23 protein-coding genes are annotated in these 21,159 nt (G+C 37.8%); 5 read left to right on the top strand and 18 right to left on the bottom strand.

All coding sequences use genetic code 11. The features are described 5' to 3' along the window. Positions 1-42: 42 nt before the first annotated feature. The 16 genes from FORMA_RS07655 to FORMA_RS07580 form a co-directional block, all read right to left on the bottom strand. Positions 43-1,212 carry a hypothetical protein gene (locus FORMA_RS07655; RefSeq protein ID WP_069675105.1) on the bottom strand — a complete coding sequence of 390 codons (1,170 nt, stop codon included), beginning with the start codon at positions 1,210-1,212 and terminating at the stop codon, positions 43-45. A 58-nt stretch (positions 1,213-1,270) separates the two neighbouring features. Then, entirely contained in the window at positions 1,271-2,299 is a 1,029-nt protein-coding gene (locus FORMA_RS07650; protein ID WP_069675104.1) for an NAD-dependent epimerase/dehydratase family protein, read from the bottom strand. Next, a complete protein-coding gene (locus FORMA_RS07645) occupies positions 2,300-3,625 on the bottom strand; it encodes a UDP-glucose dehydrogenase family protein (RefSeq protein ID WP_069675103.1) in 1,326 nt (441 codons plus the stop codon). Between the two features lie 3 nt (positions 3,626-3,628). Beyond that, positions 3,629-4,045 carry an adenylyltransferase/cytidyltransferase family protein gene (locus tag FORMA_RS07640; RefSeq protein WP_069675102.1) on the bottom strand — a complete coding sequence of 139 codons (417 nt, stop codon included), beginning with the start codon at positions 4,043-4,045 and terminating at the stop codon, positions 3,629-3,631. Between the two features lie 3 nt (positions 4,046-4,048). Continuing rightward, positions 4,049-4,537, bottom strand: a complete 489-nt coding sequence (locus tag FORMA_RS07635; RefSeq protein WP_069675101.1) for a phosphoheptose isomerase — start codon at positions 4,535-4,537, stop codon at positions 4,049-4,051. Positions 4,538-4,625: 88 nt separating this feature from the next. Continuing rightward, positions 4,626-6,473 (bottom strand): glutamine--fructose-6-phosphate transaminase (isomerizing), encoded by a 1,848-nt coding sequence (gene glmS, locus FORMA_RS07630; protein WP_069675100.1) that lies wholly within the window; start codon positions 6,471-6,473, stop codon positions 4,626-4,628. Between the two features lie 39 nt (positions 6,474-6,512). Next, positions 6,513-7,514 (bottom strand): UDP-glucose 4-epimerase GalE, encoded by a 1,002-nt coding sequence (gene galE, locus FORMA_RS07625; protein WP_069675099.1) that lies wholly within the window; start codon positions 7,512-7,514, stop codon positions 6,513-6,515. Positions 7,515-7,547: 33 nt separating this feature from the next. Beyond that, on the bottom strand, positions 7,548-8,426 hold the full coding sequence (gene rfbA / locus FORMA_RS07620; RefSeq protein ID WP_069675098.1) for a glucose-1-phosphate thymidylyltransferase RfbA: 879 nt from the start codon (positions 8,424-8,426) through the stop codon (positions 7,548-7,550). After that, complete coding sequence (rfbB, locus tag FORMA_RS07615) at positions 8,423-9,484, bottom strand: dTDP-glucose 4,6-dehydratase (RefSeq protein ID WP_069675097.1); 1,062 nt, start codon at positions 9,482-9,484, stop codon at positions 8,423-8,425. The genes rfbA and rfbB overlap by 4 nt, the downstream gene beginning before the upstream one ends. A gap of 25 nt (positions 9,485-9,509) precedes the next feature. Further along, positions 9,510-10,550 carry an NAD-dependent epimerase/dehydratase family protein gene (locus FORMA_RS07610; RefSeq protein ID WP_069675096.1) on the bottom strand — a complete coding sequence of 347 codons (1,041 nt, stop codon included), beginning with the start codon at positions 10,548-10,550 and terminating at the stop codon, positions 9,510-9,512. Then, complete coding sequence (locus FORMA_RS07605; RefSeq protein ID WP_069675095.1) at positions 10,550-11,944, bottom strand: nucleotide sugar dehydrogenase; 1,395 nt, start codon at positions 11,942-11,944, stop codon at positions 10,550-10,552. Before FORMA_RS07605 ends, FORMA_RS07610 begins: the two co-directional genes overlap by 1 nt. A gap of 28 nt (positions 11,945-11,972) precedes the next feature. Then, positions 11,973-12,458: a phosphoheptose isomerase gene (locus FORMA_RS07600; RefSeq protein WP_083236583.1), complete on the bottom strand. Its 486-nt coding sequence runs from the start codon at positions 12,456-12,458 to the stop codon at positions 11,973-11,975. Between the two features lie 2 nt (positions 12,459-12,460). After that, positions 12,461-12,880, bottom strand: coding sequence for an adenylyltransferase/cytidyltransferase family protein (locus tag FORMA_RS07595; protein WP_069675093.1), 420 nt, complete (start codon positions 12,878-12,880; stop codon positions 12,461-12,463). Positions 12,881-12,933: 53 nt separating this feature from the next. After that, entirely contained in the window at positions 12,934-13,362 is a 429-nt protein-coding gene (locus FORMA_RS07590) for an adenylyltransferase/cytidyltransferase family protein (protein WP_069675092.1), read from the bottom strand. A 96-nt stretch (positions 13,363-13,458) separates the two neighbouring features. After that, positions 13,459-13,920: a transcription termination/antitermination NusG family protein gene (locus FORMA_RS07585; protein WP_069675091.1), complete on the bottom strand. Its 462-nt coding sequence runs from the start codon at positions 13,918-13,920 to the stop codon at positions 13,459-13,461. Beyond that, a complete protein-coding gene (locus FORMA_RS07580) occupies positions 13,917-15,149 on the bottom strand; it encodes a hypothetical protein (RefSeq protein WP_157506055.1) in 1,233 nt (410 codons plus the stop codon). Before FORMA_RS07580 ends, FORMA_RS07585 begins: the two co-directional genes overlap by 4 nt. Positions 15,150-15,318: 169 nt before the next feature. Here FORMA_RS07580 and FORMA_RS07575 point away from each other — a divergent pair, with 169 nt between their 5' ends. The 5 genes from FORMA_RS07575 to FORMA_RS07560 all read left to right on the top strand — a co-directional run bounded on the left by FORMA_RS07575 (position 15,319) and on the right by FORMA_RS07560 (position 19,968). After that, positions 15,319-16,425, top strand: a complete 1,107-nt coding sequence (locus tag FORMA_RS07575) for an MraY family glycosyltransferase (protein ID WP_157506054.1) — start codon at positions 15,319-15,321, stop codon at positions 16,423-16,425. A gap of 192 nt (positions 16,426-16,617) precedes the next feature. Next, entirely contained in the window at positions 16,618-16,926 is a 309-nt protein-coding gene (locus FORMA_RS07570; protein WP_157506053.1) for a hypothetical protein, read from the top strand. A gap of 39 nt (positions 16,927-16,965) precedes the next feature. After that, the gene (locus FORMA_RS09385; protein WP_231924981.1) at positions 16,966-17,649 is read left to right on the top strand and encodes a TonB-dependent receptor plug domain-containing protein; all 684 of its coding nucleotides are present in this window, start codon (positions 16,966-16,968) and stop codon (positions 17,647-17,649) included. A gap of 188 nt (positions 17,650-17,837) precedes the next feature. Then, positions 17,838-19,364: a TonB-dependent receptor domain-containing protein gene (locus FORMA_RS09380; protein WP_231924980.1), complete on the top strand. Its 1,527-nt coding sequence runs from the start codon at positions 17,838-17,840 to the stop codon at positions 19,362-19,364. 16 nt (positions 19,365-19,380) lie between these two features. Continuing rightward, the gene (locus FORMA_RS07560) at positions 19,381-19,968 is read left to right on the top strand and encodes a hypothetical protein (protein WP_069675087.1); all 588 of its coding nucleotides are present in this window, start codon (positions 19,381-19,383) and stop codon (positions 19,966-19,968) included. Positions 19,969-20,036: 68 nt separating this feature from the next. On the opposite strand, the gene FORMA_RS07555 is transcribed toward FORMA_RS07560, so the two are convergent. Continuing rightward, positions 20,037-20,570, bottom strand: a complete 534-nt coding sequence (locus tag FORMA_RS07555; protein ID WP_069675086.1) for a nuclear transport factor 2 family protein — start codon at positions 20,568-20,570, stop codon at positions 20,037-20,039. Between the two features lie 68 nt (positions 20,571-20,638). Then, complete coding sequence (locus FORMA_RS07550) at positions 20,639-21,148, bottom strand: hypothetical protein (protein WP_069675085.1); 510 nt, start codon at positions 21,146-21,148, stop codon at positions 20,639-20,641. Positions 21,149-21,159 lie beyond the last annotated feature (11 nt).

Genomic DNA, 21,159 nt, shown 5'->3' with positions numbered 1-21,159 from the left:
CAGCCATGTTTATTGCACTAAAAAAAATAGCAATTAAAATAATTAAAGGGAATTTTCGTAGCAAGACTTAAATTTATAATTAAATAAAATATTTGAAAAAATTATGAAAGATATGTAAAATATGATTCCTTTATATAAATCAGAGAAAAATAGAGGAATAATAAAAGTAGCAAGTAAGACCAAAATTAAACTTGATAATATTTCCTTCTCATTACCTATAATTTGAACAAAACTGCTTTTCAATCCCACATATATATCAGTTGATGTGGCTAACAGATAAATAAGAACGAAATAATAAAATAATTTATCATTAAAATATTGTAATTCAATTGGGTTTACATAAATAAATATACTAATTGATAGTAAAACAAATAAAGCATACAAAATCGAATTTTTTCTAACTAAATCAAATTTTTCAAAAAAGATATCCTTTTGCCTTAGAATAATGGGTAAGTTAAGTTTAGTTAAATAATTGTATGGGATAGATAATGAATTTGATATTGTAAAAGCAATATTCGCTATTCCAATTACTTGAGGAGCCACAAATGACATAATTATAAATTGAAATCTTGAAGCAAACGATCCTAAACCAGAGATTAGTGCTTTTGAAATTTTAAAGTAACCTAATTCATAAGATAGTTTTGTATTTAAAAAATTCAATTTCAACTTCTTGGAATAAAAAAATATTCCAAAAAAGAAATAAATCAAAAAAATAATTAACATTTGATTTAAATCTATTAAATCATAAAAATAAAGTGATAAACTAACAACTTGAATAAAACTGAATAAAATGTCAAATGAATAGCGGACAAATTTAGCTTCATTTACTACATGTAGAATAATAATTAAATAGTCAAAAACAACTTTTAGGGGACTGAATAAAATTAAGGTTGGATTAAAATTAATTTTTGTAGAATCTAATCGATAAACAAAGTATGCAAAAAATGAAATAACTATACTTGAGCTAATTAATGTGAAAAAGTCATTTTTGATAAGTTCATTTAGGTTGTTACTCTGATAATACTGTAGTTCTTTACCTAACAATAACAATGTACTTATAACAGTTATAATAGAAATAAATAATACTAAACCACTATAATCTCTTTCATTTTGTATTTTGGCAAAAGTAAAATGGAAAATAGTACTTAATACTAATGGTGAAAAAATTGGTATTATTTTGTTTGTTATAATAAAAAATTTTTTAGAGGACATTATAATTACTTTAAAAATTTAATATTTGTCGTTAAAGCTAAATTCATTTATACTTAATTTAAAAACTTTTATCTAGTTTATAATAGAATTTGTACCAATCCACAAAAGCACCTACCCCATCATCAACTGAAGTAAGAGGTTTATAATCATAATCTTTTTGCAACTGACTTACATCAGCCCATGTCTGGTTTACATCCCCAGCTTGCATTGGTAGAAATTGTTTATGAGCCTCTAATCCAAGTTTTCTTTCAATAGATTTAATAAAATCCATAAGCTTCACTGGAGTACTATTACCAATATTATATAGTTTGTATAGAGATAAATTATTCGAATCTTCTAATAAATTGTTGACAACTCCTGCAACTATATCATCAATAAAGGTGAAATCTCTAGATAAATCGCCATTATTAAAAACTTTAATAGGTTCATTGTTGATAATGGCTTCTGTAAATAAAAACATAGCCATGTCCGGTCGTCCCCAAGGGCCATAAACAGTAAAAAAACGTAGACCTATGGTTTCAATACCATATAAATGTGCATAAGTATATGCCATTAGTTCGTTGGACTTTTTAGTTGCTGCATATAAACTTATGGGCTTGTCTACATTAGCTGATTCTTTAAAAGGAACCTCATAACTATTTCCATAAACACTAGAACTCGAAGCATAAACAAGACGTTTTACACTGTGATGTCTGCAGCACTCTAAAATATTTAAAAAGCCATTAATATTAGAATCTATATAGGCCTCAGGATTTTCTAATGAGTAGCGCACCCCTGCCTGAGCTGCAAGGTTACAAACCATATCAAACTTAAATTCTTTAAATAGTTTTGGAAGTGCTTCGCGGTCTTCTAAATTCACACGTATAAACTGCATTTTAGAACCGTATGTCGTGCTACTAGAAATAACATTAAAAACCTTAGCATCATTACGCTCTATGCCTAACAGCTGTAAACGCGCATATTTAAGATTCACATCATAATAGTCATTGATATTATCCAGCCCTACGACATTATGACCTGATTTTAGGATAGCTTCACAAAGATGATAGCCAATAAAGCCTGCAGCGCCAGTAATTAATATTTTCATCTATTTTTTTCCTATTTGATGATATTTAAATCCTTTTTCTTCTAAGTTAAATGTATTATATTGATTTCTGCCATCAAAAATAACCGGAGTTTTTAATTGTGCTTTAATTTCTTCAAAATCGGGAGAACGAAACTCTTTCCACTCAGTAAGCAAAACAAGTGCATCTGAGCCTTTTAAAACATCATACTTCGAGGTTACATAGGTTATGTTTTGAACTCCTTTGAGGTAGTGCTCTTTTGCCTCATTTATCGCCTTTGGGTCGTATGCTATTATTTTAGCACCTCTACTTACCAATTCTTTAATTACATAAATGGCTGGTGCTTCACGCATATCATCAGTCCCTGGTTTAAAGGCCAATCCCCAAATACCGTAAGTAAAGCCGGTTAAATCTTCTCCAAAACGTTTCACTATTTTTTGAGCAATGACTAATTTCTGGGAATCATTTACTTCTTCAACCGAAGTTATTAATTTTGCATTATAATTATGTTCTTTAGCAATTTTAGTCAGTGCTTTTACATCTTTTGGGAAACAAGAACCTCCATAGCCCGCACCTGGGTAAATAAAATTATATCCAATACGCTGATCTGAACCAATTCCAATTCGAACCTGGTTGGCATCTGCTCCTACCTTTTCACAGATATTGGCAATTTCATTCATAAAAGATATTTTGGTAGCCAGCATTGCATTGGCTGCATACTTGGTCATCTCCGCAGAACGAATATCCATAGATATAAAACGATCTCTTGACATACAAAAAGGATGATATAGTTGTTTCATCTTCTCTCTTGCATATTCACTATCCGTCCCAATAACCACTCGATCGGGCTTCATAAAATCATTTATCGCAGCGCCTTCTTTTAAAAATTCAGGATTCGAAACCACATCAAACTCTAAATCAACACCCCTAGCATCTAACTCTTTTTGAATGGTCGCCTTTACCTTATCTGTAGTTCCAATAGGCACCGTAGATTTATCCACTACAATCAATCTTTTTTGCATCAACTGGCCTATAGATTTCGCTACGGCTAATACATATTGTAAATCTGCAGAGCCATCATCTCCCATGGGAGTTCCAACCGCTATAAAGGCGATTTCAGAATTTTGTAGAGCCTTATCTAATTCTGTTGTAAAAAAAAGGTTCTTATTCTTTACATTTTTTAAAACCATTTTCTCTAAACCAGGTTCAAAAATTGGAATGATTCCTTGGTTTAATTTCTCAATCTTGACTGGATCTATGTCAACACAAGTAACCTTATTTCCCATCTCTGAAAAACAGGTTCCTGAGACAAGTCCAACATAGCCGGATCCTATAACTGTAATATTCATATCTTACTTATCTTCTGCTATTTTCACTTGTTTTCTAAGTCCACTAGAGGAAAACCTATGATCTCTAGTATTAAAATATAGTTCAATTCCTTTGGTCTGGCAGTATTCTCTACCGGTGAATGGTTTATCTCTATACTCCTCACCAATAATGCGAACATCCAGTTTAAATGAGCGTAAAATATCCTCAAGGTCCTGCTCAGACACATAAGGCACGATTTCATCAACGTGTTTACACCCCTTTAGCTGAATATACCGCTCGGTTATGGTTTGGGTGGGAGCGTTTTTCTCAGCCCGATTAAGTGAGGGATCAAGTTGCAGTCCAACGATTAAATAATCACACTGGGTTTTTGCTTCTTCAAGCATTTTAATATGACCTGCATGAAGCAAATCAAAGGTGGAAAATGTAATTCCTACTCTCATAATTTATTCTCTTTTAAAATCATCTTGAACTCTTACAATATCATCTTCATCCGAAGGCACTGAATCGGTATGTTGCCAAATCTCAGCTACGATTCCATAATCTTTAAGACCAATAAGCCGGTGTCGCTCGCCTTGTTGTAATTTAACCTGATCACCCTCGCTGTAAGTCACCACATCTCCTTGATCGTCAGTATCGCTTCGGATAATCCCAACTTCTCCGCGGTAGACCTGCCAGATCTCGGCGCGGCGGTGATGGTACTGCCAAGAGAGGCGCGCACCGGGTTTTACAATCAGGATTTTAGGGCTGAGCTTACCTTCTATTTTTAAATGATCCACATCAATCCCTTCAAAGAACTGATTGGAAAAGGCCTGGGCCTGGTCTTCATCGATGACTAAAAAAGCGCCCCAAGGCCGCTCAAAGTCTTTGGATACGACCCTAAATCCTAGGGATTCAATTTCGTTTTGAATGGTGTTGTAAACTTCGCTGCTCATTTATCTTGAAATAACTTGAATAATCAAGTTTTATTGTTTTTTTAAGGCGTCTAATTCGTATAATTTTTGACTCGGGTCGGTAGTCCTTTTATTCTACGGTGACGGATTTTGCTAAATTCCGTGGTTGATCTACGTTTTTTTCAAGCAGTACTGCTATATAGTAGGAGAGCAACTGCAAGGGAATGGTCGTTACCAATGGAGATAAAAGCTCTAGGGTCTCTGGCACCTCAATAACGTGATCGGCCAAGGCTTTAACCTCAGTGTCGCCTTTGGTGACTATTCCAATGATCTTTCCCTTACGGGATTTGATCTCTTGGATATTGCTTACAATCTTTTCGTAATGTCCATACTTTGTCGCAATCACCACAATGGGCATATGCTCATCAATCAGCGCAATAGGTCCGTGTTTCATCTCCGCTGCAGGATAGCCCTCAGCGTGGATGTAGGAGATTTCTTTTAGCTTCAGTGCGCCTTCTAAGGCTACAGGAAAGTTAAAGCCCCGACCTAAGTAAAGCGCGTTGGGAACATCTTTGTAAACTGCCGCAATTTGCTTGCTCAAAGCATCAGATTTTAAAGCCTGTTCAACTTTTGTTGGGGTGGTTTCCAGTTCCACCAAATGGCGTTTGTAGTCTGAGTTTGAAATCGTGCCTTTGGCCTTTGCCAGCCTGAGAGCCATCATGGTTAAGACCGTAATCTGGGTGGTGAACGCTTTGGTCGAGGCCACCCCTATTTCTGGCCCTGCATGGGTATAAGCCCCAGCATCTGTTTCTCTAGAAATAGACGAGCCTACCACATTGCAAACACCAAATACAAATGCCCCCTGTGCTTTGGCCAATTTGATGGCTGCCAGTGTATCTGCCGTTTCCCCAGATTGTGATATAGCCACCACAATATCTTTTGCGCTTATAACCGGGTTTCTATAGCGAAACTCCGAGGCGTATTCTACCTCGACGGGAATTCGTGCAAGGTCCTCAAAAATATACTCAGCAACTAAGCCTGCATGCCAGGAGGTACCACAGGCTACTATGGTAATTTTTTGGGCGTTGATAAACTTTTCTAAATTATCTTCAACCCCTGCCATTTTGATTAGCCCCTGATTTACCAACAAACGCCCTCTATAGGTGTCTTTGATGGCCTGAGGTTGTTCAAAAATTTCTTTAAGCATAAAGTGCGCGTAGCCGCCTTTTTCAATTTGATCAATATTTAATTTGAGCTGTTGAATGTAAGGACTCACCAGCGAATCGTCTTTTATTTTTCGAATTTTAGTTTCCTTGTGTAAGCGGATTATGGCCAGTTCTTCGTCTTCCAAATAAATAGCGTCATTGGTGTATTCGATAAACGGTGAAGCATCACTTGCAATAAAATATTCGTTTTCGCCAACACCAATGGCCAGTGGACTGCCCAAGCGCGCCGCTACAATTTCATTGGGTTTTTTAATATCTATAACTGCAATGGCATAAGCTCCAACTACTTGGTTTAGGGCTATTTGTACGGCTTTGCCCAGTTTAAAGCCGCCATTTTTTTGTACGTCCTCGATAAGGTTCACCAAGACCTCAGTATCGGTGTCCGATTGGAAGGTGTATCCTCTTTTGCTGAGTTCTTTTTTTATGGATGCATAGTTTTCAATGATTCCGTTGTGGATAATAACCAAATCGCCAGAGTTTGAATAGTGGGGGTGTGCGTTTGTATCGTTGGGGACCCCATGGGTTGCCCAGCGGGTATGTCCGATGCCAATGTTCCCTACGTTATTATGGTCAGAATTTATTTTTTCTTGAAGATCGCTTACCTTGCCTTTTGTCTTGCTCAGCCTGATGCGCGCTCCGTCAAAAAGGGCGATCCCAGCACTGTCATACCCTCTGTATTCCAAACGTTGAAGTCCTTTTAAAATTATGGGTTGCGCTGCGCGGTGTCCAATGTAGCCTACTATTCCACACATATGTATATTGTTGTTAAGTTTAAATTGTATTTTTTATATTTATGCATCCTGAGTTGATTTTTGCCAATTCCATGCAGCGATTAATGCCTCTTCTGTAGTTCTAACCGCCTTCCACCCTAAAACTTTCTTTATTTTAGCTCCATCAGCATATATTTTTTCAACATCTCCTGCTCTTCGGTCTCCTATGGCGTACTTGAGTTTCAGATTGTTTGAAGCTTCAAAAGCAGTGACTATATCCAAAACGCTTAACCCATGCCCTGTACCAACATTAAACACCTCTTTGACTTCATGCTCAAGCAGGTAATCCAAAGCTTTTACATGAGCAATAGCTAAGTCCTGAACGTGGATGTAATCTCTGACACAGGTGCCATCGTGCGTATCATAATCATTTCCATTGACCGTCAGTTTAGCGCGCAAACCAGCAGCTACTTCAGCTACTATGGGCACTAAATTACTGGCGTTATCGCTAGAGCAATCCCCGATCAGTCCAGATTCGTGGGAACCAATGGGGTTAAAATACCGCAAAGACACACTATTGCAGTTGTTGTTTTGGATTAAAAGCTCGCATTTTTGCTTTGTTTCTCCATATGGCGATTCTGCTTTTTTGAACGGTGCGCGCTCATCTACGGGCAGTTTATCGGGCATGCCATAAACCGTACAGGAAGAGGAAAAGATTAGATTTTTGAACTTAGCTTGTTCAAAGCATTTTAAGAGTGTTTCCAGCGAACCAATATTGTTTTTGTAGTACTTTTCTGGGTATTTGACGGAGTCCTCAACGGATTTATATGCTGCAAAATGGATACAGGCATGAATATCCTCATAAAGCGCATAAATACGCTCCATTTGTTTTAAATCTGTACAATCTACATTGTGAAATGGTAGTTCAGTGTTTAAAATCTTATTTATACCGCTAAGATTTCGCTCAGAGGTGTTGCACATATTGTCAACAATTATAGGCAAATATCCAGATTTGAAGAGTTCAACAACGGTATGAGACCCGATGTAGCCCGCCCCGCCTGTAACTAGTATTTTTTTCTTCATTTTAGTTGTAAATTTCTGCACCTTTAAAAAAAATTAAAATTCTTTAGCCCGCTGGATTAGGTATTGGCCATAGCCACTTTTTTTAAGCGGCTCTGCGAGTTTTAAAAGCTGAGCTTTATTGATGTAGCCCATCTGAAATGCAATCACTTCCAAACAAGCAACTTTAAGTCCTTGCCTTGTCTCTATGGCTTTGATGTAATTTGAGGCCTCAATTAAAGATTCGTGTGTACCGGTATCTAGCCAGGCAAAGGCACGGCCCATCAGTTCCACTTTGAGCGCTCCGCGTTTTAAAAACTCTTGATTTACTGTGGTAATCTCTAGCTCTCCTCTTTTACTCGGCTTTATATTTTTGGCAATTTCAACTACTGAATTTGGGTAAAAATACAAGCCTGTAACCGCATGATTTCCTTTGGGGTGCTCAGGTTTTTCTTCAATAGAAATGGCTTTACCTTCGCTGTCAAACTCAACCACTCCATAACGCTTTGCATCACTCATATAATAGCCAAATATTGTAGCCATATTGTCATTGCTTACATTGGCAACTGCTTTGTCCAATAGTTTGGAAAAACCATGCCCATTAAAGACATTATCACCCAATACCAAACATACATCATCGCCTGCAATAAACTCTTCGCCTAAAAGAAATGCTTGTGCTATACCATCAGGACTGGCTTGTTCTTTATAGCTAAGTGAAATACCCAGCTGTGCACCACTGCCGAGCATGCGTTCAAAATTTGGCAAATCTTCCGGTGATGAAATGATCAGTATTTCTTTGATGCCAGCCAACATTAGTACCGATAAAGGATAATAGATCATCGGCTTATCATAAACAGGTAATAACTGCTTTGATGTGCCCAAAGTGATGGGGTACAATCGGGTTCCTGAGCCACCTGCTAAAATAATACCTTTCATAGCTTCGCGTATTGTTTTTTATAATAGTCCTGGTAATTCCCCGATGAAACACTACTGAGCCACTGTTTGTTATTCAAATACCAATCAATAGTTTTGGATAGCCCCTCCTCGAAGGTTACCGTTGGGTTCCAGCCTAATTCTTTATTAATTTTTGCAGCGTCAATCGCATAGCGAAGGTCATGACCTGGACGATCTTTTACATAAGTGATGAGTTTTTCACTTGTACCTGATACCCGATTTAGTTTTTCGTCCATCTGTTTGCAAAGGACTTTAACTAAATCAATATTTTTCCATTCGTTAAATCCGCCAATGGTATAGGTTTCATGGTTTTCTCCTTTATGGAACACCAAATCTATAGCGATGGCATGATCTACGACATAAAGCCAATCTCTAGTGTAATTACCGTCGCCATAAACAGGAAGTGGTTTGTCATCCAAAATATTATTGATAAATAAGGGAATGAGTTTTTCTGGAAATTGGTATGGCCCATAATTGTTGGAACAATGGGTTATGACGTAGGGTAATCCATAAGTTTCGCCATAAGCACGCACAAAATGGTCTGAACTGGCTTTCGAAGCAGAATATGGTGAGTTGGGATCGTATGGCGTTGACTCTTCAAAAAGTCCAGACTCACCAAGACTTCCATACACCTCATCCGTGCTTATATGATAAAAACGTTTGCCTGCCCAATTATTTTTATGCAATGCTTTAAAGGCATTTAAAAGCACCATTGTACCCAAGATATTGGTCTTGGCAAAAGCCAAGGGGTCGGTAATGGAGCGGTCCACATGCGACTCAGCTGCTAAGTGGATTACCGCATCAAATTTGTATTGCTTAAAAATGGTGTTGATGTAGGCTTGGTCGGTAATATCTCCGTGTAAAAAGCTATAATTATCCTTGGCTTCAATATCCGTGAGGTTCTCGAGATTACCTGCATAGGTCAAAGCGTCAAGGTTATAGATATGATAATCTGAATACTTAATTACAAAACGCCGAACCACATGAGCGCCGATAAAACCTGCTCCTCCAGTAATTAATATGTTCTTTGTTTTTGTCATTATCTATTTAACTAACTTAACTGATTTATACACCGTCTTTAGTCTTGTAATAGGACTGGTACCACTCTACAAAAGCAGCAACACCATCTACAACGGAGGTATTGGGTGTGTAGTTGTAGTCGTTTTGTAGGGCACGGACATCGGCCCATGTTTGATTAACGTCACCGGGCTGCATCGGCAGCATTTGTTTTTGGGCTTCTACCCCCAGCTTGCTTTCAATGGCCTGGATAAAATCCATCAGCTCTACGGGCGCACTGTTGCCAATGTTGTACAGTTTGTAGAGCGCTGAATTTTTTGCGTCCGCTAAAAGGGTGTTGACTACCCCAGAAACTATGTCGTCGATATAGGTAAAGTCTCTTGAGAGTTTACCCTTATTAAAAACTTTTATTGGCCTGTTGTTTATGATGGCATCGGTAAATAAAAACATGGCCATATCAGGTCGCCCCCAAGGGCCATAGACTGTAAAAAAGCGCAAGCCTATGGTTTCAATTCCGTATAAATGCGCATAAGTATGGGCCATGAGTTCATTCGATTTTTTAGTAGCTGCATACAAGCTTATGGGCTTGTCTACATTCGCAGATTCATCAAATGGGACCGTAGCGCTGTTTCCATAAACACTCGAACTGGATGCATAGACCAGTCGTTTCACATTGTGGTGTCGACAACACTCTAAAATATTTAAAAACCCGTTGATGTTGGAATCGATATAGGCCTCTGGATTTTCTAAAGAATAACGAACCCCAGGCTGTGCAGCTAAATTACAAACCATATCGAACTTTAGTTCTTTAAACAACTTTGGTAAGGCGTTGCGGTCTTCCAAATTCATACGGATGAACTGCATTTGAAGTCCATGGGATCTGCTGCTGCAAAGCGCATTGAAAACCTCAGCCTCAGCGCGGTCTATACCCAACTCATTCAAACGCGCGTATTTAAGATGCACATCGTAATACGCATTAATATTGTCCAAACCAACAACAGTGTAGCCCTGTTTGATCAGCGCTTTAGCGAGGTGAAACCCTATAAAGCCTGCGGCACCTGTTACGAGTATGGTTTTGTTTGTCTTCATTAGGACCCTATGCCTTTATATATAAACCCTATAGTTTCTAAAGCCGCGCGGTCCAAGACATTACGTCCATCAAAAACAAAGGCTGGCTTTTGCATCTTGTTATAAATCCGCTGCCAATCGTAGGTTTTAAACTCATCCCATTCGGTAAGTACCGCTAAGGCATGCGCGCCCTCTAAGGCAGCATAAGGATCGCGTTCTGTCTTTAGGTAAGTTGCGTTTTCATCCTCTGGACGGGTGTTTAAGTAATTTAGATCCGCCTGCATTTGAGTGGCCGTCACCTTAGGGTCAAAGACCTTGATGGTGGCCTGTTCGTCCATAAGTAAATCTGCAACATAAATGGCAGCAGATTCTCTAGTGTCGTTGGTGTCTTTTTTAAAAGCCCAACCCAAAAAGGCAATAGTTTTCCCATTGACCGTGCTGTAGAGTGTTTTGATAATATTCTTGGCAAAGCGGTCGCGCTGGTGGTTGTTCATTAGAATCACATGATGCCAGTAGTCCGCTACCTCATCCAAACCTAGGGACTTGGCGATGTACACCAAATTCAAAATATCTTTTTGAAAACAAGACCCGCCAAAACCAACAGATGCTTGCAAGAATTTTGGACCTATACGGCTGTCCATACCAATGGCTTTGGCCACTTCCTGAACATCAGCACCAGTGGCTTCACACAGCTCCGAAAGCGCGTTTATTGAAGACACACGTTGGGCCAAAAAAGCATTGGCGGTGAGCTTGGAAAGTTCAGAGGACCATACATTGGTGGTTAGAATGTTTTCTTTGGGTACCCAACTGCTGTATATATCCACCAAGGCTTGTATGGCTTGTTGCCCTTTGGACGAAGAGGAATCTCCTCCAATAAGCACGCGGTCCGGAACAGCCAAATCGCGCATGGCAGTCCCCTCGGCTAAAAACTCTGGATTAGAAAGAATCTGAAAATCCACTCCGTTACCGGTGTGGTCCAAAATATTTTGAATGGCCTCGGCTGTTTTTACAGGCAGGGTCGATTTTTCGACTACAATTTTGTCTGATGTAGCGACTTTTGCGATTTGACGCGCACAGAGTTCTACATACTTCAAATCTGCTGCCATGCCCTTGCCTGCACCGTAGTTTTTAGTAGGGGTGTTGACCGATATAAAAATTAGTTCTGCGGCGTCAATAGCCTTATCAACTTCAGTAGAAAAAAATAAGTTGCGTCCACGAGCCTCGGCAACCACCTCATCCAAACCAGGTTCGTAAATGGGGAGCTTTTTTAAATCGGTATGGTTCCAGTCGGCAATGCGTTGTGCGTTGAGGTCTACGACCGTAACTTTAATATCTGGATTCTTTTGCGCTATTACAGCCATGGTCGGCCCACCGACATAACCGGCGCCTATACAGCATATGGATTTAATGTTCATAATTTGAATGTAGTATTTTTAATGTTCATTAGCGTCCAAAATCGTCTTGCACTCTTATGATGTCTTCCTCGTCTGAAGGAACAGCATCGGTATGTTGCCAAATCTCTGCGACCACACCAAAATCATCTAAGCCCACCAAGCGGTGGCGCACCCCCTGGTTGAGTTTAATTTGTGCACCAGAGCGGTAGGTTTGCATCTCATTTTCTGCATCTGTTTCACTCTGTACAACTCCCACTGTACCCTTGTAGACTTGCCAAATTTCGGCGCGGCGGTTGTGGTATTGCCAAGAGAGCTTTACATTGGGTTTTACCATCAAGATTTTAGGGCTGAGTTTCCCTTCAATTCGTAGGTCCTCAACATCCAAGCCGCTAAAAAAATGATCGGCAAACGCTTGCGCTTGGCGTTCATCGATGTAATAAAAGGCACCCCATGGGCGCTCCAAATCTGCAGCGGTGATTTTGAAGCCTAAAGATTCCAATTCTACCCGAATACCGTTAAAAAACTGTTTGTCCATAATTAGTTTTTCGCTGTTTTTACTTGTTTTCTCAATCCAGAAGATGAAAACCTGTGGTCTCTAGTATTAAAATATAATTCTATGCCTTTGGTCTCGCAATAGTCTCTTCCTGTAAATGCTTTGTCTTTGTACTCATCACCAATGATGCGTACATCCAATTTGAAAGCGCGCAGAATGTCTTCTAAATCTTGTTCAGAAACATAAGGCACAATTTCATCTACAAATTTACAACCTTTTAACTGAATATAGCGCTCTGTAATGCTCTGGGAAGGTGCATTTTTTTCTGCACGGTCTAGCGAAGGGTCCAATTGTAAGCCTACAATCAGGTAATCGCATTGGGTTTTGGCTTCTTCCAACATCTTTACATGCCCTGCGTGCAGAAGATCGAAGGTTGAAAAAGTAATGCCTATTTTTTTAGTCATAGTTCAGTTTTTATGAATGTTTAAGCTAATTGTATTTGATAAGGATTAGCTGTCTAAAGTTTTTTGAGCAACCAACTGCTGGATTGAATTTTATCGCCGAGCCCGTCAATAAGAGCGATGCCAACCTTGCTGCAAGTTGGACGCTCGGGAATGCTGTCGTTGTTTTGATCACCGCCATTGGCAAAAGCTAAGTCGTAAACAGCGCCGTAGTCGGCTGCTATTTTTTCTAGCGTTGCACACACAGTGCGGTCTTTATCAATAGAGAGTATGGCCTTGTCTACTGCTTTGATGTTGGAAACAATAAACAAGCGCTCCGCTTCATTTTGGAATTCTTTACTGCCTTTCAGCGCGCGCTGATGATCTGAATTGACAATAACAATTAAAACATCTGCAAGTGCCTTGGCGTTATTGATGTATTCCAAATGGCCCTTGTGGATTGGGTTAAAATAACCAGATACGATGACAGCTTTTGGTTTTGACATAGTGGCTTTTAGTTTAGATTGTATTTAAAAAAATTTACGGCTTCGCCGCAGGGTGTCCCATGACCCTATAAAAGTATATAAAAAACTGGCGCTGTCTTAACGCACCAGTTTAAACTGTATTTTAAAACGGCCGCAGTCCGAAACCGAATAGCAAATACCGTTTTTAACTTCAACAATTTCTGCATCAACGCCCAATACAGGAGCGTCAACATGCGCTCCAACAGAAACGTCAGAAGCCTGATGCGTGTTGTTGCAGTACTGCTGTAATTGTTTAATTTCTTTTGGCCAAACTCTTGCCCGCGCTCCATGTACATTCATATAGCCCAATACACTTCTACTGCCGAAAACGATGCGTTCCTGAGCAGCGGTTAGCTTTACAAATACATGCCGAGAAATCAAAGGCTTTTGAATCTTCTTTTTCCGATCGCTCCACTGCCGAAGGACCTCAACGCTAGGAGTATACGACTCAACACCAAGATGCTCTAAATCAGAAACAGCTTTTAGCTCGTGCCCGGCTTTAACCCTCAAAACCCACCAATAATTTTCCTTGTCAATCACAGTATAAATTCTTTTCTATAGTTTGTATAGTAAATGAGAACACGCTGATCTTTTGTACTTTTTTTGGAACGTATAAAATCTTTGGTCTTAAAAACACGTTCTAATTTTTGATTTAATGAATGGATGATTTCTAACTTTTTTCGATTATTCTGTGCTGTGCTTAAAGACTTATCATAAAGCTCATTCAAAACTAATTTAGAATTCACGTTTTTGCTGTAAAGCAGCATGGTTAAAACTTTGTGCTCAGCAACTGAGAGTGGATAAAACACACGATCAAAACGAAAGCCTGAATCAACAAGCCTGGGTCGTTTCCTGTTTTGGTTGTACAAAAATACAAGGCCAAAAAGCAAAATAAAAATTATAACAACAACTACAACAGTTAAACTTTTAAACAGCGTATTGGCATCCACATACATAGAAGAAATGGAGGTAGCTTTGCCCGTAAAATCACTAAGTTGCATAGCAATAAAGTTGTTATTTCGAAAATTGTAAATAGAATCGCGAGCAAAGAAGCCTTGTCCAATTGATAAAATATGACTCGCGTCATCGTATTGTTCTATGGTATTTGAACCATAATCTAGTACATACATACCGTCGATATCAGGACTAGTTCTACCATAAAAGAGGTGACGTCCATTACCAATATCTATGTACTCATTATCTTGGTATGAGATGAATTTAGAAGTCCCTAAGTCGGTCCACGTCTTATTGTTAAAATCAAATCTCCATACATTATTGTTTACAATGTATTCTGTCCCATTGTGCAAATCAATAGTAGTTCCCCTCGAAACAAAATAAAAATCACCAACTAAAGTGGAATTGAAATGACTCAAACCAGGTGGGAGATAAGATTCTTCGTTAATATTATAAAACTCCCACTCATTGGTTGTTTCAGAAAAATACGTAAAAAAGTTGCGCGCACTCCAAAACCCGTACCCCCCGAATTTAAAAATAGTATCGTTCTTTACAAAAATATCCGATCTATAGCTCATCTTATGATCAAAGGAATTGTCTATTCTTTTGATGGAATCATTAGTCAATTCCCAAACCATCCCACTGCCTAATGAGACTAAATATGGGGTGTTTTTTTTAAATACAAGTTTTGTGTTGCTAATCTCTAAATTAAGGCCTGCATTGATGTGTAAGGTGTCTGGAATATTATTTTGAAAATCTCTAATTATAATTTCTTTGGATCCAAGAAAAAAAACTCGTGTTGAATCCTGTGGCACCGCTTTAAGTTGTTTTTGATGAGCTGAAACAGAACAAACAAAAAAGAAATTTAATAAAAAAAATAGCCTTACTATCATACTACTAATATAGTTTTAATATCGCAAAAATAATACAATTTTTTAATTAAATTTGTTTAATTAAGGCTATATTTGCTTAAAATATTTCGCTTTGTATTCAATTGAATTTATCTCTGCTTACTTGATTACGACTATGCTTTTGGGTGTTTTCGCGATCAATTCATTTAGACGCTTTATTCTAATATTTAGGATATTTGGAAGACCAAAAAAAAGAGACTTACACAAAACTCCTGTGCCAAACTCAGCAGGTATTGTTTTTTTGTTTTTATTCTTGGTTGGATGTTTACCAATCATAAACTTCGTGAAGGATGTGCGGAGTTTTTTTTATTTGACAATCTGTTTGGTCTTGCTTACCATTATTGGTTTTTGGGATGATTTAAAAATAATGAGTGCAAAAAGAAAATTAGTCTACGAGATTTTCATCATCATTGCTGCTGTCATTGCCGATGATTTGGTGTTAACAAATCTCAATGGATTTTTAGGCCTATACGAATTACCTTTATGGTTTGGTTTCCCTTTTACTGTATTTATCGGCGTTTTTATGATTAATTCATTCAATTTAATTGACGGTATTGATGGGCTTTCAGGGTTTATTTCCATCATAGCGTTCACTTCTTTTGCTGTTATTTTTTGGGTATTGGACTATAAAGCCTGTTTTGGAATTTGCATTCTTATGATAGGTATTATTTTAGCTTATCTCCCTTTTAATTTCAGCAACAAACGAAAGGTGTTTATGGGTGATTCTGGTGCTCTTTTTATTGGATTTCTGTTGTTTTTAATGACTATGATGGTGGTTACGAGTAATGAGCCTATAATTCAAAGGCTAATACACAAATCAATTTTACCGATAGCACCAATGACTATTTTCTTGTATCCAATGATCGATACTGCAAGCATCTATTTATTCCGCTTAACTTTAGGACAGAGTCCTTTTGATCCAGACAGATGGCATACCCACCATTTACTACTGATGCTCACGAATTCGCATCTAATGTCATCGATACTCATTAGCCTAATGTCCTTGTTCATAATTGCCTTATTTTCATATCTTGCATTTTGGATATCAGCTATTAACTTTATAGCATTATTTTTTGTGGTGTTTCTAACTTTACTTTTTGCTATATCGTGCCTCAGACTTTATTTAAGACGTCAGCAACAAAAGGAATTTGACAAAAAAACCCCCTACAGCAGTGTGTAGTGTTTAGAACAAGTACACAAAGATCTTGGTTAAATTCTAAAATTAAATACCGCTTTTGCGGAGTCTGTTCTTAAACTCCCACAAGGCGATCAATCATCAGAAGAAGGCTTGAATGAATAACTCTTAAATTAAAATAAGCTCGATTTGGTTTATTTTTATTAATTTTGTGTGGTGATAAATAAAGTTGAAATAGTGAAGAAATATTTAGCTAGCCTATTGCTGCTGCTATTACTGCTGCCTACTATTATAACGTTTTACCACCACTTTGGAGAACATGAGCACATTGTTTGTTCTGAAAACGAAGCTCATATCCACCAAAGCATAGCGAGTTGTGATGTTTGCGACTTTAATCTTTTATCATTCGACTTCAAAATCGCTGACTTTCCTGATTTTAATGAATCCGTTGCAGATGTTAAACTCAATGGTACATTTGAAGCATTACAATTAAATACCTTTTACCTAACCAATAAACAACTGCGGGCTCCCCCATTTTTTTCATAACGTCATTCCCCAAATTTTAAATGTTAATGAAAAAAAATTATGCGCACATACGCCTTAGTCGTGTTGTTATTAGCTCAGCTGACAACAGCATCCCAAAATTGTTCACACACCCTTTCAGGTAAGGTTATAGACCTACATGATGGGTCTCTATTGTCAGGTGCAACCCTTGTGGTAGCAGAAACTGAAACAGTAGTGCAAACTTCATTGGATGGGGTCTACTCCATTTCAAACCTTTGCCCCAATACCTCATATTCCATTAAGGTTCTGCATTCGTCTTGTACGCCAAAGACCTTTTCATTGAAAATTTCAGGGGACAGCGTACGGGATTTTAAGCTTGAACATCACCTAGAGGAACTCAATGAGATTATTTTGGAAGGTAAGGCCTACGAAAATAAAACAACTACTGTACTTGAGAAAAATATAAATCAGGAAACTCTAGAACAGTATAGTGCTGGAACACTGGGTGATGCGCTGAACAGCTTGAGTGGGGTCTCTTCATTAAATAAAGGCAATGGGATTGTAAAACCCATCATCAATGGACTACACAGCAGTCGGATTATCATGATCAATAATGGAGTACGGATGCAAGACCAAGAATGGGGGAAAGAGCACGCACCCAATATTGATGTCAACTCAGTTGGGCGCTTAACCCTTGTAAAAAGTGCAAGCGCTTTGCAATATGGCGGTGATGCCATGGGTGGAATTATTATTGTGAAGGATTAAAAACCGCAGTAAAAGACAGTCTCTATGGAAAAACGATTGGAACTGCGGCCTCTAACGGACGTGGCGGAGGTGTAACTTCTCAACTCACTAAAAGCTTTAAAAATGGCTGGTACAGCACCGTCCAAGGTACACTAAAGCGCTTTGGAGATGTAGAATCTGCCGACTATATTTTGAGTAATACAGCTTTAATGGAAAAAGACCTTTCCTTTCGTTTGGGATTGAATCGATTTGATTATGGCTTAGAAGGGTATTATTCCTATTACAATACAACTATAGGTATTTTACGCTCCGCACATGCTGCTAATGCCTCCTCTCAAATAAGAGCTATAAACAGTAGCGAGCCGCTAATAATCAGAAACTTTACCTATGATATTGAGTACCCCAATCAAGATGTAAAACATCAGCTTGCTCGTATTAAAGGGTTTAAAAATTTCGAAAGCCTAGGTAGAGTGAATTTTCAATACGATTATCAAAAAAATAAACGCTTCGAGTACGACATTCGAAGAGGGAATGATCGAGATACGCCGGCATTAGATTTGGAACTGGACACCCATACTGTTTTGGTGGATGTTAAAAAGGCTTATGACGCCTTAGAACTTAAGTACGGAATAATGGGCCGATTTCAAACAAATTTCGCCAATCCAGATACTGGAATAAGACGATTAATTCCAGACTATGATAAATATGATTATGGAGTCTACATTATTGGAGATTATAAAATTAATGACAAATGGCAAGTAGAATCTGGAATTCGTTTTGATTATAGTTTTATAGATGCTTTTAAATATTACAAAACCTCGGTATGGATTGAACGTGGATATGATCTTTTATTTCCTGATATTGTAGTGAATGAGTTAAGCACCCAATTACTCACTAACCCAAAACTGGAGTTTAATAATCTTTCAGCAACTCTAGGATTCAACTATAATATTAGTGAAAATTCGTCCCTGTTCTTCAACCAATCAATGGCTTCCAGAGCGCCTAACCCCTCTGAGCTTTTTAGCGATGGTTTACACCACGCCATAGCTCGAATTGAATTAGGTGACTTGCGTTTTAAATCTGAAATTGGACATAAAACGGATTTGACGTATAGGTTCGAAAGTGAACGCTTTAATTTCTCAGTCAACCCGTTCTACAACCTTATTCAAGATTTTATTCTAATTGAACCAATTGGCTTAAGAGAGACTATTAGAGGAAATTTTCAAGTTTGGGAATACCGACAAACCGAAGTACAACTTTTTGGTGTGGATATAGATGCCAGCTACAATTTAAACAAGGCTTTGAAATTCACTCATCAATTATCATTAGTCAAAGGATATGAACGAGGCAACAATCTGCCTTTAATAAATATGCCACCTGTCAATACAAAAAATCAAATTTCATATTCTAATCAAAAATTAAACAATCTGAAATTATCCTTAGAGAGCGAATATGTGTTTGCTCAAAATGAGTACCCAGATAATAATTTTGAAGTCTATATTCCAGTACTAGAAACAACAGAAACACTCGATATAAGCACACCACCAAACGCATATCATTTGTTAAAGTTAAACGGTAGTATGGATTTTAAAGTATCGAAAACAGCAGCTCTAAAAGTAGGATTAGAGGTGACAAATTTATTAAATACCTCCTACAGAAGCTACCTAAATCTATTGCGTTATTATGCTGATGATCTAGGTAGAAATTTTTTATTAAATCTTAAACTCAATTATTAATTTTAAAACCAAAACAATGAAAAAACAAATTTTACTATTTCCAATGCTTATTCTATCACTTGTATTCACAGGGTGTTCTGATGACGATGATCCAGCTCCAGTGGAAGAGCTGGAAGTAATCACTACAGTAGTCGTAACTTTGACCGATACAAATAACGTGGAGTATGAAATGCGCTGGGAAGACCCTGATTACGCAGTTGGAAATATTACAGCTGGTTATTCGGGAGTTACTTCAATTCCTGAAGGATTTTACAGTGGAGAAATTCAACTCTATAACAACACACTTCCAATTGATGATGAAGAGTATATCGTTACCAATGAAATTTTAGAACCAGGCGAAGGAGGAGATATTGACCACCTATTCTTTTACTCTGGACTCGGAGGCTTGGTACTAAACAGTTTAGCCTATGAAGATTTTGATGCAAATGAAGATCCAATTGGTCAACAATTTTCACTAGTTGGTGTTGCAGGCACAGGAGAACTTTCCGTTATGTTAGTTCACGAACCTGAAAAAGATGCAGATGGTATGCCAGATGATGTTTGGAATGGAGTCGGTGAAGACGAAGTTAATCTACAATTTCCATTAACTATCTCAACACAATAGTGTTTTTTGAATTAGTCAAAAAAAAGCCCAACATAATCTGTTGGGCTTTTTTATAGAACAAAATAATGCTATTCTGCTGGCTTCATTCTAGAATATACATTGATTTTTTTGATGTTATCGCCAACAAATTGAATATCATGAACATGGTATTCCAAAACCTCATTCCCATCTTCATCCGTAGTGGTGTATTCGTTTCCTGTAGTTAACCATTGCGTCATCACACCATCTTCGTCCGCAGCTGCATTGGCAATCATCCAATTGACCTTCCATTTTGGGGAAGAGGACTCAAACCAAGAAGCCAAAAATTCGATATGTTTATCATTGCCTTTAATCACGCCTCCATCAGGTGTATAACCTTCCCAATCTTCTGCATTAACAGCAGCTATTTTATCTAAGTCTCTGTCGTTGTGCGCTTTGATGTAATCTAACCAAATTTGCTCATTCTTGGTTTCTCCAACGAGGACAGGATTGCTGCTGCCATCCTCCATTGTAACTGATCCAATCACCACCGGTTCATTAGAAACCTCATCAGCTTCATTAGCTTTGAAATTACAAGATGTGACCATTAGAGATAATACCGTAAATGCAATAATTCTTTTCATTTTTTAAGTTTTTAAATTAGTACTTAAATATATAAAAAAATAGTTGCTTGCTTTATACAACTAATCTTTTAATAAGAAATCATTCCAGCCCCAGCAGATTGTGCTTGCTGATATAACTTGAAAAGCATTAAGGTATAGACAAGAAGCTCGTAATTTTCATAAACAGAATCTACAATTTCAGCTTGCATGGAAGCTTTCCATTTTTTCCATACATATCTAAGTGACAAAACGGCGTTGTTATTATCGTCATAAAGAGTGCATAAAAGATCATTCTTGAGCCAGCCATTCGGCTTTTCAACTTTCATCGAATAACTGTGTGTTGATTTGTTGGCATCCAACAACTTAAAAGAATACCCAGTTTTCCAATTATGGACAAATTCTCCTCTCAGTTTACCACTTTTAAAAATGTTATATTCAGAACTGAAAAAACCCTTCTTTTTAATTTCATAAGTTTGATTATTAAAAAAGAAATGCGATGCAGAGGAATACCATTTTGGTTTAAAACCTTTTATAACGACTTCGTCATTTTTACAGATTTCAAACTCTTTAGTACTCTTTACGATGATATCGATATCCATGCGTTGTGTTT

The organism is Formosa sp. Hel3_A1_48, assembly GCF_001735715.1.
GTDB lineage: Bacteria > Bacteroidota > Bacteroidia > Flavobacteriales > Flavobacteriaceae > UBA3537.
Note: the sequence above shows the minus strand (reverse complement) of the source record. Positions and strands in the feature narration are given on the sequence as shown.